This is a genomic window from Acinetobacter pittii ATCC 19004 = CIP 70.29, assembly GCF_000369045.1.
GTDB lineage: Bacteria > Pseudomonadota > Gammaproteobacteria > Pseudomonadales > Moraxellaceae > Acinetobacter > Acinetobacter pittii.
This window is the reverse complement of sequence record NZ_KB849790.1, coordinates 280967-297374: the sequence shown is the minus strand read 5'-3', so window position 1 is coordinate 297374 and position 16408 is coordinate 280967. Positions and strand designations below refer to the sequence as shown.

Annotated in this window: 14 protein-coding genes; 1 reads left to right on the top strand and 13 read right to left on the bottom strand. The window is 37.5% G+C overall.

Going from position 1 to position 16408, the window contains the following annotated elements:
- Positions 1-49: 49 nt before the first annotated feature.
- From trmA to putA, 3 genes are all read right to left on the bottom strand, one after another.
- Positions 50-1135, bottom strand: a complete 1086-nt coding sequence (gene trmA / locus F928_RS13985) for a tRNA (uridine(54)-C5)-methyltransferase TrmA (RefSeq protein WP_002121354.1) — start codon at positions 1133-1135, stop codon at positions 50-52.
- A gap of 108 nt (positions 1136-1243) precedes the next feature.
- Positions 1244-1717: a GrpB family protein gene (locus tag F928_RS13980; RefSeq protein WP_005076305.1), complete on the bottom strand. Its 474-nt coding sequence runs from the start codon at positions 1715-1717 to the stop codon at positions 1244-1246.
- A 105-nt stretch (positions 1718-1822) separates the two neighbouring features.
- Positions 1823-5575 carry a trifunctional transcriptional regulator/proline dehydrogenase/L-glutamate gamma-semialdehyde dehydrogenase gene (gene putA, locus F928_RS13975; protein WP_002121411.1) on the bottom strand — a complete coding sequence of 1251 codons (3753 nt, stop codon included), beginning with the start codon at positions 5573-5575 and terminating at the stop codon, positions 1823-1825.
- Positions 5576-5699: 124 nt separating this feature from the next.
- On the opposite strand from putA, the gene F928_RS13970 reads away from it, so the two are divergent.
- A complete protein-coding gene (locus tag F928_RS13970) occupies positions 5700-6188 on the top strand; it encodes an Lrp/AsnC ligand binding domain-containing protein (protein ID WP_002121376.1) in 489 nt (162 codons plus the stop codon).
- A 33-nt stretch (positions 6189-6221) separates the two neighbouring features.
- Here the strand turns inward: F928_RS13970 and putP are convergent, their stop codons facing one another.
- The 10 genes from putP to arsR form a co-directional block, all read right to left on the bottom strand.
- Complete coding sequence (gene putP / locus F928_RS13965) at positions 6222-7712, bottom strand: sodium/proline symporter PutP (protein WP_002121403.1); 1491 nt, start codon at positions 7710-7712, stop codon at positions 6222-6224.
- Between the two features lie 411 nt (positions 7713-8123).
- Positions 8124-8831: an SIR2 family NAD-dependent protein deacylase gene (gene npdA / locus F928_RS13960; RefSeq protein ID WP_080632713.1), complete on the bottom strand. Its 708-nt coding sequence runs from the start codon at positions 8829-8831 to the stop codon at positions 8124-8126.
- A 99-nt stretch (positions 8832-8930) separates the two neighbouring features.
- On the bottom strand, positions 8931-9305 hold the full coding sequence (gcvH, locus tag F928_RS13955) for a glycine cleavage system protein GcvH (protein WP_002121417.1): 375 nt from the start codon (positions 9303-9305) through the stop codon (positions 8931-8933).
- Between the two features lie 37 nt (positions 9306-9342).
- The gene (locus F928_RS13950) at positions 9343-10368 is read right to left on the bottom strand and encodes an AraC family transcriptional regulator (RefSeq protein ID WP_002121430.1); all 1026 of its coding nucleotides are present in this window, start codon (positions 10366-10368) and stop codon (positions 9343-9345) included.
- Between the two features lie 108 nt (positions 10369-10476).
- Positions 10477-10917, bottom strand: coding sequence for a MaoC family dehydratase (locus tag F928_RS13945; RefSeq protein ID WP_002121358.1), 441 nt, complete (start codon positions 10915-10917; stop codon positions 10477-10479).
- The gene (locus F928_RS13940) at positions 10917-12764 is read right to left on the bottom strand and encodes an ABC transporter ATP-binding protein (RefSeq protein WP_002121372.1); all 1848 of its coding nucleotides are present in this window, start codon (positions 12762-12764) and stop codon (positions 10917-10919) included. The genes F928_RS13945 and F928_RS13940 overlap by 1 nt, the downstream gene beginning before the upstream one ends.
- 361 nt (positions 12765-13125) lie before the next feature.
- Positions 13126-13662: a DUF2058 domain-containing protein gene (gene yaiL, locus F928_RS13935; RefSeq protein ID WP_002121466.1), complete on the bottom strand. Its 537-nt coding sequence runs from the start codon at positions 13660-13662 to the stop codon at positions 13126-13128.
- 3 nt (positions 13663-13665) lie between these two features.
- Complete coding sequence (locus tag F928_RS13930) at positions 13666-14346, bottom strand: YoaK family protein (protein ID WP_002121399.1); 681 nt, start codon at positions 14344-14346, stop codon at positions 13666-13668.
- A gap of 5 nt (positions 14347-14351) precedes the next feature.
- Complete coding sequence (gene sstT / locus F928_RS13925) at positions 14352-15554, bottom strand: serine/threonine transporter SstT (RefSeq protein WP_002121409.1); 1203 nt, start codon at positions 15552-15554, stop codon at positions 14352-14354.
- Between the two features lie 408 nt (positions 15555-15962).
- The gene (gene arsR, locus F928_RS13920) at positions 15963-16274 is read right to left on the bottom strand and encodes an ArsR/SmtB family transcription factor (RefSeq protein ID WP_005076291.1); all 312 of its coding nucleotides are present in this window, start codon (positions 16272-16274) and stop codon (positions 15963-15965) included.
- Positions 16275-16408: the final 134 nt, after the last annotated feature.

Here is a 16408-nt window from a genome sequence, read left to right as displayed (position 1 = left end):
AGGAGGTATGTAGCCTCCTTATTTAAAACTTTACAATGAAAGATTTTGTTTAAATCTTCTCAAGTAAAACACCAGATTCTACATGATGTGTATAAGGGAACTGATCAAATAAGGCGAATTTAGTCAATCGATGAGTTTGACTGAGCGTTTTTAAATTTTCATATAGCGTGTCAGGGTTACATGAAATGTAGATAATATGTTCAAAACCTTGTAGAAGTTTTAAAGTCTCATCATCAATTCCTGCACGCGGTGGATCTACAAATACGGTGTCAAAGTCATAGCTTTGAATATCAATATTCGCTTCTTGTAGACGGCGGAATTCGCGCTCACCTTGATAAGCTTGAGTAAATTCTTCAGCCGAGAGACGTGCTACTTGAATATTATCGATTTGGTTTTGTTCAATGTTCCATTGAGCAGCATAAACAGATGATTTTGCAAGTTCAGTCGCGAGTACTCGTTCGAACTTTAAAGAGAGTGGAAGCGTAAAATTACCATTACCACAATAGAGTTCTAATAAGTGTTTCTTTGATCCTTCAGCTGCATCGCATGCCCATTGCAGCATTTTTTTGCAAACTTGTGCATTAGGTTGGGTAAAGCTACTTTCGATTTGTTTATATTTAAATGAACGATTTAAAAGTTCGAATTCTTCAACGACGAAATCATCGCCAATAACAATTTTCTGGCCACGACTACGGCCCATAATCTTAATATCTAATTTATAGGCAAGCGCTTTAGCGGCTTGTTCCCATTCTTGATCCAGTTTACGATGATAAATTAGGGTAACCAACATTTCTCCGCTAAGTGTTGCGAGGAAGTCAGCTTCAAATAAACGGTTAGAGAGCTTAGGCTCAGCCTTAAGTTCTTCCAAGAGTTTTGGCATTAAATCATTGATGCTTTGATCTGCAATTGGAAACTCATCAATGCGTACAACGGTTTTTTGCTTGTCGTCATCGTTACGCTCAAACATGGCATAGAACATATCATTTTCTGTATGCCAGATACGAAATTCAGCACGCATACGGAAATGTTGTTCAGGTGATTCAAACACTTCTAATGTAGGTGGTGTAAATTCAGAAAATTGAGTAGTAATGCGTTCAATTTTAGCTTGAAGTTGTTGACGATAAGAAGAGGTCATAGACAAAGAAAATTTAGACAGAATCAAATATTGAATGGTATCAAAAAAATTGAACTTACAGGAGCCAATTTTAACCAGATATTCATAAGAGAAAAGGAGGTACCTAAACTAGAGATGATTTAAAACGCGATTAATAAAGTCTGATTTTATTGTTCTATATTGATCGGGGTCTAAATGGCTACACTGTAATTTTAATTGATTATATTCATTGACCAATGTGGGTGAGCTTATAAGCTTATTTTTAAATGTTAAGAAAAATGTAAATACTGAATCCGTGACTACAATTTGAAAAGCTACATCATCATTGTTGAGTGATTCGAGCATACAAAGCTCATGTGTTCTTAATGTGTTTTGTTTTTCGATAAAGTTAAGTGTTTTTAATTGTTCTATTGCGAATTCAAATTGCTCAGGTATAACTTCAATATAAATATCTAAATCACCTTTTGAAATTGCATTCGGTATAGCGGAAGAACCAATATGCTCAATTTTGGCAAATGGTAGAAGGGCGCAAATAGCTTTGTGATATGAATTAAAAAGTTGAGCGCATCTTTGTTGATATTTTTCTGGTTCTAAAAAGACCATTATTCGAATCTCGAATTGATAAAGTTTATATATTTAAGAATAGATTACTCGATTAAATAAAAAAGCCCAAATACTGAGATTTGGGCTTTTTTTGAAACTTAGGTATTAATCAGTCATTGTCATTAAGCTTGCGTTACCACCAGCTGCAGCTGTATTCACACTAATTGCACGTTCAATCACTAAACGCTCAAGTGGAATAGCCTCATTTGGTTCAACATGGGTAATACCGACAATTGCACCAGAGCGAGTAGCAATCTCTTGCTGTAATGAGAAGATCTCTTCGCGATTACCATGATGTAAAACTGCATCAAAATCATCTGATGCGATATTTTTAACTGTAGTAATTGCAGCAAGCACATCTTTTGGCAATGTTTGTTTGTATTTTGCCAATAACGGACTATTTGGCATTACGGCCGCTTGGCTACCCACTGCAAAAATTGCGAGTAACTGATGCAACTGATTTTGTTCTGTATCAGCGATAGAAAGAACACGATGACGTGGCAAAATAATATATTGGTTACTTTCCCCAGTAGGGCCTTGTAACTCATAAAATTTACCAACACCAAATGGTTCAATTTCGCGATTTGCTTGTGGTAAATGTTGTTTTGCCCAATTTTGTAAGCTCTGATAAACCTCACGGTTAAAGCCTTCAAAAGCAGTTTGCTCAGTCTTCATAGCAAATGGTGTTGCCAATACTTTGTTTGAACACTGCTGCATCAAGCGATACATGTAAAGCGGACCACCAGCTTTCGGGCCTGTACCAGATAAACCTTCACCACCGAATGGTTGTACACCAACGACAGCACCAACAATATTACGGTTGATATAAAGGTTACCAACTTCAGCATGTTGAATGACCGTTTGAATGGTTTCATCAATACGGGTATGTAGACCCATTGTTAAACCATAACCTTTGGCATTAATACGTGAGATCAACTGCTCAAGCTCGCCATACTTATAGGTAATGATGTGTAGAACTGGACCAAAAACTTCGCGTTGCAAGTCATCAAGGTTAGGGAGTTCAATTGCTGTTGGTACAACAAAGGTTCCTTTATCTAGTTCATTCTGACTTGTTGCCCCGAACATCAACTGATGTACTGGATAGCCTTTCGACTTCATTTTCTGTATGTGTTGATCAATCGTTCGTTTTGCTTCTTCATCAATCACAGGACCAATGTCAGTTTTTAAAATTGCAGGGTTACCTACAATTAACTGTTGCATTGCACCTTTAAGCATTTTAATTACGGTTGCAGCGCTGTCTTCTTGCACACATAAAATACGTAAAGCAGAGCAACGTTGACCCGCGCTATCAAAAGCGGAACTTACAACATCGAGTACGACTTGTTCAGTTAATGCTGATGAATCCACAATCATTGCATTTTGACCGCCAGTCTCTGCAATGAGAGGAATCGATTGACCATTTTCAGATAAACGTTTCGCAACGGTTTTCTGTAAAATTTTTGCAACTTCAGTTGAACCAGTAAACATGATGCCATCGATACGGCTATCTTGGCTAAGCTGAGCACCTACTGTTTCACCGCGGCCAGGAAGTAGCTGTACAGCACCATGTGGAATACCAGCTTCCCATAAAATCTGAACGGCTTGAGCAGCGATTAATGGGGTTTGTTCAGCAGGTTTAGCAATAACGCAGTTACCACTGACTAATGCTGCAGCAATTTGACCAGAGAAAATTGCAAGAGGGAAGTTCCACGGGCTAATACAAAGTACAGTACCTAAAGGCTGAATAGCTGTATTTGCAGGAAGATTCTCAACTTGAGTTGCGTAGTAACGTAGGAAATCTACAGCTTCACGAACTTCTGCAATGGCATTGGCATAAGTTTTCCCGCTTTCACGGCAAAGTAAAACCATCAATTCTTGAATGCGACTTTCCATTAGGTCAGCTGCACATTTTAAGTATTGAGCACGCTGTTCTTTAGGCGTATTTGACCATTCTGATTGAGCTTGTTCAGCTGCATTAAGCGCAATTTCAACATGCTTAAGATCAGCTTCTTGCACATAACCAACAATTTCATCATTTTGTGCTGGGTTTGTAATTGCAACAGAATGACCTTGCTCTAACGACTCGTTATTTGCCAATAATGGATGACTTTGCCAAATACGATTACGTAATTCTTGAGCTGTGCTATCTAAAGCTGCAAGTGGGGTGTCATTTGCTAAGTCATAACCTTTAGAGTTTTTACGAAGTGTTCCGTACATATCTAAAGGTAGAGGAATAGATGGGTGTTTTAAACCAACTGAACCTTCAAGCTTAGCTGCATGACGAATATCATAAATTGGAGACTGGATAAGATCTTCAACTTTAAGTGTTTTATCGGCAATACGGTTAACGAATGAAGTATTCGCGCCATTTTCGAGTAAACGACGAACTAAATAAGCTAACAAAGTTTCATGGTTACCAACAGGAGCATAAATACGGCATGGTACGCCTAATTTATTTTGCTCACGTGGACCAACAACTTGTTCATAAAGCGGTTCGCCCATGCCATGTAAGCATTGGAATTCATATTGACCAGCATAATATTTGCTTGGATCCGCTAAATGATAGATCGTTGCCAATGTTTGAGCATTATGAGTTGCAAATTGCGGATAGATGAACTCAGGTGCTGCAAGTAGTTTTTTAGCACACGCGATATAAGATAAATCCGTATGTACTTTACGGGTAAAGACAGGGTAGTCATCCATACCTTCGATTTGCGCTTTCTTAATTTCGCTATCCCAATATGCACCTTTCACAAGGCGAATCATGAGACGCTTTTGGCTGCGTTTAGCAAGGTCAATAATATAATCAACCACGAAGAAACAGCGTTTTTGGTAAGCTTGAATAACGAAGCCAATACCTTTCCAGTTTGCAAGTTCTGGCTCGAAGCAAAGACGTTCTAGTAACTCAAGAGAAATTTCTAAACGTTCTGATTCTTCGGCATCGATATTTAAGCCAATATTGTACTTTTTAGCCAAACGAGCGAGTTCAAATACTTTGCCGTAAAGTTCTTGATGAACACGTTCAATTTGCGCGCGTTGATAGCGAGGGTGTAAAGCAGAAAGCTTAATTGAAATACCCGGACCATCATAAACGCCTTTACCATTAGATGCTTTACCAATTGCATGAATGGCTTGTGTGTAATCGTTAAAGTAGCGTTCAGCATCATGTTCGGTTAAGGCTGCTTCACCTAACATATCGTAAGAATAGCGGAAACCTTTGTCTTCGAGTACTTTCGCATGATCTACAGCTTCTTCAATGGTTTCACCAGTTACAAACTGTTCACCCATCATACGCATTGCAACGTCAACAGCTTTACGAATGATGCCACGTCCACTGCGTGCTAAAAGGCCAGTAAGTACACTTGAAAGACTGGTTTGCTTAGGAGTTTCCATGAGCTTACCAGTTAACATGAGGCCCCATGCTGCAGCATTTACAAACATTAAGCTGCTTTGGCCAACATGTTCTTTCCAGTTACCTTGATTGATTTTATCTCGAATAAGCAAATCACGTGTTGCTGAGTCTGGAATACGAAGCAAAGCTTCGGCAAGACACATAAGCGCCACGCCTTCTTGTGAAGAAAGAGAGAATTCTTGTAATAATCCTTGAACAATACCTGCTTTGCCCGAAGAGGTCTTACGTTCACGTAAATTATTGGCAAGATTAAAAGCAAGGTCATAAATTTTATGATCTAAATCATCAGATACCGCGGCAGCTTGTAATAGCTCTTCTACAGCTTCTGGTTCAGCACGTCGCCAAGCTGTATTGATGCGTTGTTCAAACTCACTTTTATCGTTAAATTCGGTGATATAGCCTTGGTGAGATTTATCCATTTGATGAAAAGTATCCATTGTGTTCATATCAGTTTCCGCCAACCAGCTCTCGTAAACTCATCTTGAGTAGAGAGGTTTAGATAATTTATCATTACAGAAGAAACACCGAATAACTCACTATATTTAGCCCATTTTTTAGAGGAAAATTCAGATGAATGGCCCAATATTAAGCCTTGACCGTACTGATTTAAAAATTTTGGATATTCTTCAAACAGATGGGCGAATTTCTAATAGTAAATTAGCCGAACTTGTTAACTTGTCGCCAACTGCTGTTATGGCTCGAGTGCAGAAGTTGACAAAGGATGATTTCATTTTGGGATATGAAGCGAAATTGAATCCAATCAAGTTAAATGCAAATTTTTTGGTGTTCGTAGAGGTGCTATTAGATAAAACAACACCCAATGTTTTAGATGAGTTTATTGATGCTGTGGTTCACTATCCAGAAATTGTTGAATGTCATATGGTGAGCGGTGGCTTTGATTTTTTAATTAAATTACGAAGTGGCAGTATGGAAGAATTTAGACGGATTGCGGGACAGGTGCTGTGGCAATTGCCGGGGGTAAAAGAGACTCGTAGTTATCCAGTCATGCAAGTTGTAAAAGATACTTCAAAAATTAAAATCAAAATTAAAAATAAATAAAGGGGCCGAAGCCCCTTGATTTATTTCAATAACTTATACGCTTTCTTTGTAGAGTTCATCTGCTTTTTCAAAGCGGCCGGTTACTGTCGTGTTTGGCGCTTTAGTTAAAAGACTCACTACAATGATGCTGATAAATGCAAGGATAAAGCCTGGAATAATCTCGTAAACACCAGTGTCTGCGAAAAGATTTTTCCAACCAATCACTACAACTGCACCAACGATCATACCCGCTAGTGCACCTTGTAAATTCATACGTTTCCAGAACAATGACAAGATGATAAGCGGACCAAATGCAGCACCGAAACCAGCCCATGCATAAGCAACAAGGCCAAGAACTTTACTGTCTGGGTTACCAGCAAGAGCAATCGCAAGAACAGCAATCGCAAGAACCATGACACGGCCAACCCATACAAGCTCTTTTTGAGATGCATTTTTACGAATGAAGCCTTTGTACAAATCTTCTGTTAGCGCACTTGAACATACCAAAAGCTGGCAGCTCAATGTACTCATCACAGCAGCTAAAATCGCAGCCAGAATGATACCTACAATCCATGGATTGAATAAGATTTTAGTCAATTCCATAAATACAGTTTCAGGGTTTTTGCTTACAACTGCTGCTAATTCAGGGTGTTGCTGGAAGTAGGCAATACCGAAGAAACCAGCACCGACAGCACCAACTAAACACAGGATCATCCAAGTCATGCCAATACGACGAGCAGCAGGGATTGATTTTACAGAGTCAGCAGCCATGAAACGTACAAGGATATGTGGTTGACCAAAGTAACCCAAACCCCATGCCATGGAAGATAAAACTGCCACTACACTTAAATCTGAAATAATATTAAATGCATGTGGACGAGCAGTTTCAATGAGTGTCACAAATTGTGTTGTATCGCCAATTGCAAGATAAGTTACAATTGGTGTTAATAACAAAGCAAAAATCATTAGGCCAGCTTGGAATGTATCTGTCCAGCTAATCGCTAAGAATCCACCGATACAAACATAACTGATGGTTGCAATTGCGCTGAGCCAAATAGCAGTGGTGTATGACATTCCGAATAAATTTTCAAATAAACGGGCGCCTGCTACCATGCCTGAAGCACAATAAATTGCGAAGAAAACCAAGATGATAACGGCAGAGAAAATACGAAGTACTTTTTTCTGATCGTCAAAACGACTTGTAAAATAATCTGGCAACGTGAGTGCATTATTTTGGACTTCAGTATGAACGCGTAATCGACCAGCAACCAGTAGCCAGTTAAGCCAAGCACCGATAATAAGACCAATTGCAATCCACGCTTCAGATAAACCAGAAAGATAAATCGCGCCTGGTAAACCCATGAGCAACCAACCACTCATGTCTGATGCGCCTGCGGATAATGCAGTTACGAAACTGCCTAAACTACGACCACCGAGAATATAATCTGAGAAGTCGCTTGTAGCACGGTAGGCAAATAAGCCGATAAGAACCATTGCTACGATGTACACCATAAACATGATGAGGGTGGGATCAAAATAACTCATAATGGATGTGTGTCCTTATATCCATAATCCGTGATTGTAACCTAATCCAGGTCGCTGTTTTCTTGTACGGCATCCAAGAGGTTGAGATTCAACCACAAAAGATTTTTTTGCACTGTTATTTTTATATTGTACTTTTGTATCATTGTGTAACTTGAAATAAATTGATTTTATAAATATAAAATTATAATATTAATCATTAACTTATAATTTTTTAATATTTATTTTTTAAAATTTTTTCAACAAAAAAACGCCATTCTGAAAAAAATTAAATCGATATAGAGTTATAAATAGGCTATTAGTCAAAAAAAATGTATAGAAATTTAGAATAAAGTTAAAAAAATCGACAATTTTTTGTTCAATTAATAATTTTTTTTATTCACGTTGGGCTTATTTAGTGTCTATAAATAGCAATTAGCCGATTAAATTTTCAAAAAGTCTATGCATTCCTTGAGTCGCTGACATCTTTAATAATTCATATTGGTGGGGAACACGCAGATGATCAGCATTTGGATCTATATAGTAGGCTTTACATTGATTTGAAATTTCATGAACTAAAGCTGCAACTGGATATACGCTTAATGTCGAGCCGATCACAATAAAAATATCTGCACTCTGTACTAATTGAATTGCTTCTTCATAAGCAGGTACAGCTTCACCGAACCAGACTACATGTGGACGTAGCGGATAGCCATCTGGGCAAAAGTCTTGTTCTAAATCTAGCTTCCAACCATTAATATCGTAAAACTGTGTTGTAAATTGTGCATTCGGGCCAGAGCTTTTCGCTAAACGAATATTTCCATGCAAATGTAAAACGTTAGAACTTCCAGCCCGTTCATGTAAATCATCAATATTTTGAGTAATCACTTGTACGTCGAAGTAGTCTTGTAGTTTGGCAATATAGTGATGAGCTTCGTTAGGTTCAGCCTCTAAAATATTTTTACGTCGCTCATTATAAAAGCGTTGAACTAGAGCAGGGTTCTTTTGCCATGCTTCAGGTGTGGCAACTTGTTGGATGTCGTAATTTTCCCATAGACCATTACTGTCACGAAAAGTGCTAATTTCACTTTCAGCACTCATGCCAGCGCCAGAGAATACAACAAGCTTTGTCATAGAAGTCACCGATTCGTAAAACTGAATTTGAATAGATTTTGAATGGATAAAAAAACCAGTTTAAGACTAAACTGGTTTTTATTAAATATGAAAAGATATAGCTATCTTTTATAAGCCAGCTTCATATTCTGCATTTGTTAAAAGTTTTTCAACATCTGCAATATTGTCTGGTTTGATTTTATAAATCCAGCCTTTTCCATATGGATCGTCATTTACAAAATCAGGATCATCTTCAAGGTCAATATTTACTTCTACTACAGTGCCTGAGACAGGAGCATGGATGTCAGAAGCAGTTTTTACTGATTCAACCACACCAGCTTGTTCGCCAGCAGTAACTTTACTCCCAACTTCCGGAGTTTCAACGTAAACCAAATCGCCAAGTTCATCTTGTGCATGATCGGTAATGCCTGTAATAACAAGATCACCCTCAATCTTTACCCACTCATGTGTACGTGCATACTTCAGTTCCGAAGGATGATTCATGGTAACTCCTTAAGCTTGTGTCCAATAGTTTTAAACATTATAAGTATGGGTCTTTACGCCAGTTGCTTGGGCTACGGCCACTCCAGCGTTTAAAAGCACGGCTAAAATTTGCAACGTCCGAATAGCCAAGTTCATCTGCAATTTGCTCAAGACTATAATCTGTACGTGAAAGCAGAGATGTTGCGTGTCGATAGCGTACTTCATCAACTAAAGTTGAAAATGATGTTCCTTCCGCTGCTAATTGGCGCTTTAGTGTGCGGTCTGACATGTGTAGACATTCAGCTACATTTTCAATGCTTAAATAATGTTGTTCAGAATTACTTAAAATATCACGAACTCGCATTGCTAAACGACGGCGCTCACCTAAAGCGGAAAGTTCTGCTTCGCACTGATTAATAGCAACCTGACTTGCGATAGGATCAGCATTAACTAATTTAATTCCTAAGTATTTTTTATCAAAACTTGAAATCAGATGTGGCTGGTTGAAGCGAATTGTGCTGCTTAGTTTATTTCTATACTTTTCAAAGCCTTCTGGTTCAGGAAAGTCCAAATCTACATCACCAGCTAAATCTTCGATACCCGTAATCGCTTTGGCCATACTCATAATACCAATGGTCAAACCTAAAACGATTTCTGTTCTTAGAGGTTCAAGTTCGATGTCACACTGTAATTGTAGGGTAGCTTTTGGCCCAAACGTTGAAAAATAGAGTTGTAAAAAAGGTAGTCGTAGTTGAATAAAGCGTGCTGCAAGGGCAATTGCTTCAGTAATGTCTTTGGCTGTCATAATCGCATAGCCAATAAAGCCATGAATCGAAATACGCATTTGAGTACCAAGATGGTAACCCAACGTGGTTTCACCAGTTAAATTAAGCGCGTGTTTAACTAGTTCGTTTGCTACAGGTGTAGAAATACGATAATCAGGATCGGCCAGTTGCTCACTAGTAAGATGAAATGGAGCAAATAATGTTTCATCGTTATATCCCCAACGTGAAACAACATCTAATAGCAATAAGCCATAGACACCCGGAATACCTTGATCTTGACGAGCTGAGGTAATTTTCATATGCGTTCCATTGCTCTCATCAATTTGTCACATGCATTTCTTACACATCTTGTCATGAAATATAATCTGAGTTTATAAAAACTGTTAGACAATCATATCAACCATGTTTTAAACATTCTTTTTAAAGACAACAATTTTTGTTGTTGAAATAAGTAATACGTCGCCATTTTGATTTAAGGCTTGCGTAACGTAACTTACAATACCACGATCTAATTTTGTTTTGGATGGTGTGATCGCTGAAATTTCTGCTTCAACATGAATTTTATCACCTGGTCGAGTAGGGCGTGGCCACCGTAAGCTGGACTCTGAACCAATCAGGCCGCCATGAATCGGCATACATTCCGTCCATAACCGCATAGTAATTGCAGAAGTATGCCAACCGCTAGCAGCAATTCCCTGAAAAATTGGATCGTGCTTAGCTTGTTCTTCATCTATATGGAAGGGTTGAGGGTCATAGGAGCTTGCGAATTTTTTGATTTCATCTAAGGTAATTTCATATTCACGGCTAATGAAACGATCACCAATTTTCAAATCTTCTAAATAAAGCATTAATCTTGACCCTGTAATACTTTTTGTTCAATTAGGAAACCACCTGTTTGACGTTTCCATAACTGTGCGTATATACCATTTTGCGCAATTAACTCTTCATGAGTTCCTTGCTCAGCAATTCGACCTTCATCAAGAACGATTAAACGATCCATTTGTGCAATAGTAGATAAACGGTGTGCAATTGCAATAACGGTTTTATCAACCATCAGGTCATTTAAACTTGACTGGATTGCTGCTTCAACTTCCGAGTCTAATGCACTAGTTGCTTCATCTAAAATAAGAATAGGAGCATCTTTTAAGAATACACGTGCAATGGCAATACGCTGTCTTTGACCACCAGAAAGTTTAACACCACGTTCACCTACTTGAGCGTTATAACCACTACGTCCTTTTAAATCAACCAATTGCGGAATAAATTCAGCAGCTTTGGCTTTATTTACAGCATTCTCCATGTCTGCATCAGATGCATCAGGGCGACCATATTTAATATTTTCTGCAACTGAGCGATGCAATAAAGACGTATCTTGAGTAACTAAAGCAATATTAGCTCTTAAACTATCTTGAGTTACATCTTCGATGTTTTGACCATCAATTAAAATGGCACCTTGCTTAAGATGGTAAAAATGTAAAAGCAACTGGATCAGCGTAGACTTTCCTGCGCCAGAACGGCCCACGATTCCTATTTTTTCGCCTGCTCTAATATGCAAGTTGAAGTGATCAATCACATTTTTATTGTTATAAGCAAAGCTTACATCTTTAAATACAATCTCACCTTTGGTCACTGCAAGTGGTTTTGCATCTGGTTTGTCTTGAATATTGATTTTTTTACCTAATGTTTGCATACCATCTTGAATGGTTCCAACATTTTCAAATAAGGCTGACATATGCCACATCATAAATTCAGCCATACTATTAAGTTTTAAAATCATTGCAGTAGTTGCTGCGATTACACCTAATGCTGCTAAACCTTGAGTCCATAGCCAAACAGAGGTACCAATTACACCTACAAACAAAACAGCAGACAACATATTAATGCTGACTTCAAAGAGGGTACCTAAACGCATTTGAGCATAGACTGTAGTCATAAACTCTTTCATAGATGCTTTTGCGTATTGGCTTTCACGTCCAGCATGAGCAAATAGTTTTACTGTTTGGATGTTGGTGTATGCATCTGTTACGCGGCCCGTCATGATCGCTCTAGCATCGGCTTGTTGCTGAGAAACTTTACTTAAGCGGGGGATGAAGAACCATGCGCTTAATAAAAAAAGACTTAACCAAACTAAAAGTGGAATAAGTAAAATTGGTGAAATTGCGCCAAGTACAATGCTGACTGTAATGAAGTAAATGCTGACGTATGCCAACATGTCACCCAAAATAATCCAGAACTCACGGATTGCTAATGCTGTTTGCATAACCTTGGCAGAAAGTCGTCCTGCAAAGTCATTATGGAAAAAGTCCAAGCTTTGTTTCAATAAAAGATTATGGAAACGCCAGCGCAAACGCATTGGGAAGGTACTATATAAAATTTGATGTTTGATAATAGATTGAAGATTTACAAAAAAGATGTTGGTAAATAAGACCGCAATCAAAATGAGTAAATCAGTAGCATGCTGACTTAAAAAGCTTTCCGGATGACTTTTACTTAACCAGTCTACGAGTTGTCCAATCTTTGAAAAAAGTAAGGCTTCAAAGCTTGCAGCACCTGCTGTAAAAAGAATAAGTAAGAATAAGTAAGGGCGTAGGCCTTCCGTAGCTTGCCAAACAAATGGAAAAAAACGAGTCGGTAAAGGTTCATCTAAACCTTTAGTTGGGTAGGGATCTACAAGTTTTTCAAACCACTTCAGCATGAATTACTACCTTTGAGACAAAAGCCACTTAATTAAATCTTTGCAATTTAATTTGCAAAAAGTCAGTTAGATCAATATCACTTAGGGTTTCGATCTTGTGAATATATGCAAATACACATGAACTGATAATGTTGTACGTCTTAAATTAATACATGACGCAAAAATGGAGACTCGAAGAAATCTTCAAGAACGTCGCGAGGACTAAAAATATTATTCATTATATCGAGATTAATAGATAAAGGGTGAAGGAATTTATTCTTTAAGTATTTTTTATTAGTATTTTGAACATTTGTTAAATTATTACAGCTACACATATTAGAAAAGGCCTTTAGATTTGGATCATAAAGGCCTAAGTATCGTATTACCACATTAAGTCATCTGGAATAACATATGCTGCATATGGATCTTCCTCATCAGTGGCTTGTTCGTTTTTCTCAGCATTATTAATCAAAATGAAGCCTTGCATTTTTTGATCAATTTTTTCACCTAAAGCTTTTGGAAGATAGGCGTATTGATCTTGATCTTTAGCAATAACTAGGCTACCTGCAACAAGTGCATTATAAACTTGCTGAGATAGATAAACTTTTTTGATTTTATTTTCATCAATAAACTGATAAGCCACATCACCAGCAAAATCAGTAATTTTATGTTGTTTAATCATCTGAATGATTGATGCTTTAAGTGCTTTTTCTTCAAGCTGTTTCTGTTTTTCTAAATTTAAAGCCTGATCTTTAGCTAACTTTTCTTGTTGAGCTTTTTCAATATTTGCTTTGATTTCAGCTTCATTACTTAGCCCAAGACGTTGTTCGTGATGAGCTTGCTTTGTTAATTTTTTTGCTTTTTTATTATCAACTAAACCAGCTTTTAATAGCTGTGCTTGTAAGGCATTTTTAACCATGTCTTAGTCCTTTTGTGAAGTTGAAGTACTATAGAGATAAACTATCCAGTAAGAAATACTTAAGGCTAAGCTTAAAATTGCTGGCAATAAAAATGATTGTAGTTTCAAATATGGATGTACTGAAGCGGCAAGAATTCCACCCAGCAGGAAGCCAGCAAGAATAAGTAAATGTAAAACAATACGTCGATTTTCTACAATTAAGCCTCTGGCTTTATATCCAAGTGCTAAACCAATATCAGTCAGCACACCAGATAGATGAGTAGTGCGAATAATCGTTCCTTTGTAGTGGCTTACCATCGCATTTTGTAACCCCATTGCCGTACAAGCCCATAATAATCCATAGCGTGGAAAATAAGGAAGCAATAGCCAGCAAAGGAAAATGAATAAGGCAACAAGGCTCAAAGGTAAGCCATAACGACGACCTAGTCGAAAATGACTGCTACCTAAAATAAAACCACTATAAAATGAACCGCAAACATAACAAATAATCACCAGAAGTAAAAAAATGATATGTTCTGGTTGCCACTCTACCAAACTCATAGCCAGCATACTAACGTTGCCAGTCATATGTGAAATAGATTGATGCAAAAGAGTAATTAACCCTAATACATTTATCATTCCGGCATTAAATGCCAGCAAAAAGGCTCCAAGTTGGAACCAGTTTGGTAGACGTTGAAATGGCATTTTGTTTAAGACGCTTGCTTAGAGCGAATATCTACAGCTGCGGTAAATAATACATCTGTAGATGAGTTAAGGGCTGTTTCTGTAGAGTCTTGCAATACACTGATAATCATACCAACGGCCACAACTTGCATTGCTACTTCTGATGAAATACCAAATAAACTACAAGCTACTGGAATCAGAAGTAAAGAACCGCCAGCAACACCAGAAGCACCACAAGCTGATACAGTCGCAACAACTGATAAAATAACCATTGTAGCTAAATCAACATGAATGCCAAGCGTATGGACGGTTGCTAATGTAAGTACAGTAATCGTTACTGCCGCACCTGCCATATTTACTGTTGCGCCTAAAGGAATAGACACACTAGCTGTAGACGGGTTAACACCTAAACGCTCTGCTAAATCCAAGTTAACTGGAATGTTTGCTGCTGAGCTTCGTGTGAAGAATGCAGTGATCCCACTTTCTTTTAAACATTTAAAAACTAATGGATATGGATTACCACGGATAGTTAAACCTACTAAAATAGGGTTCACTACGAGGGCAACAAATAACATTGTTCCTAATAACACCACTAATAAGTGTGCATAGCTCTCAAGCGTCGCAAGACCAGCATCAGCAAAGGTCACTGCAACCAATCCAAAAATACCGACTGGTGCAAAAGCAATTACTTTATGAATAATAGCACTTACAGCATGTGAAACATCTTGCATCACTTGTTTTGTGGTATCTGAACTATGGCGCATAGCTAAACCTAGGCCAATTGCCCAAGCTAAAATACCAATAAAGTTAGCTTCACTAATTGCTTGAACAGGGTTCGCAATAAAGCTTAAAAGCAAGTTTTTTAATATATCTGCGAGACTACCAGGCGCTTGTAAATTATTATGAGAAACCGTGTTGAGGTAAAGAGTGCTTGGAAAAGATAAACTTGCAATAACAGCACTAAAAGCGGCTAACAACATACCTATAACGTACAGTAGTAAAACTGGGCGTAAATTGGCGCTATGACCCACTTGGAAGTTGGCAATAGAAGAAAGCACCAATACAAAAACTAAAATAGGGGCAACCGACTTTAAGGCTTTAATGAAAAGCTCACCAAATAAACTTAAGTAAGGCGTAACGTTCGGAAATAGTAATGCAACGCCTATCCCTAGAATAATGGCGATAATAATCTTAGTGACTAAGCTTAATCGAGAAAAGAATGCAAGCATATAAAGGCCTTATTAACCTAATCATGGCTAAAGGTTGAACAAGCGGAGTATTTTATACTTAAGTGATGTGAATCTTAAGCTTTTTTATAGCACCTATAAGTATTTATACTTAATGGTAATATTAAATAATTGTTTTTATTGGTCTTAATTTAATATTTTTAATTTTATAGTTGGTGGTTTTGCTTGTTAATTGCTCATTAAAAAACTAGGTATATCAAAAAGCTGTGAAAGCATGGAATAGGCTAAAGAAAATAGGGTGGCAAAAAGTTAAATATGGTTGAGCTTTTTAGAAAAGCTACGCGAATTTTCAAAACTTTGTGCTTGGATTGGACTCTAAGCTTTCAAGCTGAAAAATCGCATATTTCAGGAAGTTACTACTATTATTATAAATTTATAATTTAAAAAATATTATTTACTTGCACAGTACAGCTTATGAAGCGTATTTAAAATTGAATGCATATTGTCATCCTTAATTGAATAAAAAATTTGCTTGCCATCACGACGGGTTGATACAACATCACTTTTGCGTAGCATCATAAGTTGTTGTGAAAGAGTGGGCTGGGTAATTTGGGTTTTCTCTTCAATTTGAGAAACATTTAACTCCTCATAAGCTAAGTGACATAAAATTAATAAACGATCTGTATTAGCCAAAGATTTAAGAATTCCAACGACTGAATCAGCCGCATTTTTCATTTCTTCGATTTGGAGTCCATCTTTCATACTTTATACCTATATCAATATAGCGGGCATAGTATAGATTGATCTTAAAGAAATGAATGTAGCAAAACTAATCAATCCAATTGTTTTTGTTGAAAAGCAATATAAGGGGAATTGATAAATAAGTAGTCTTTCTA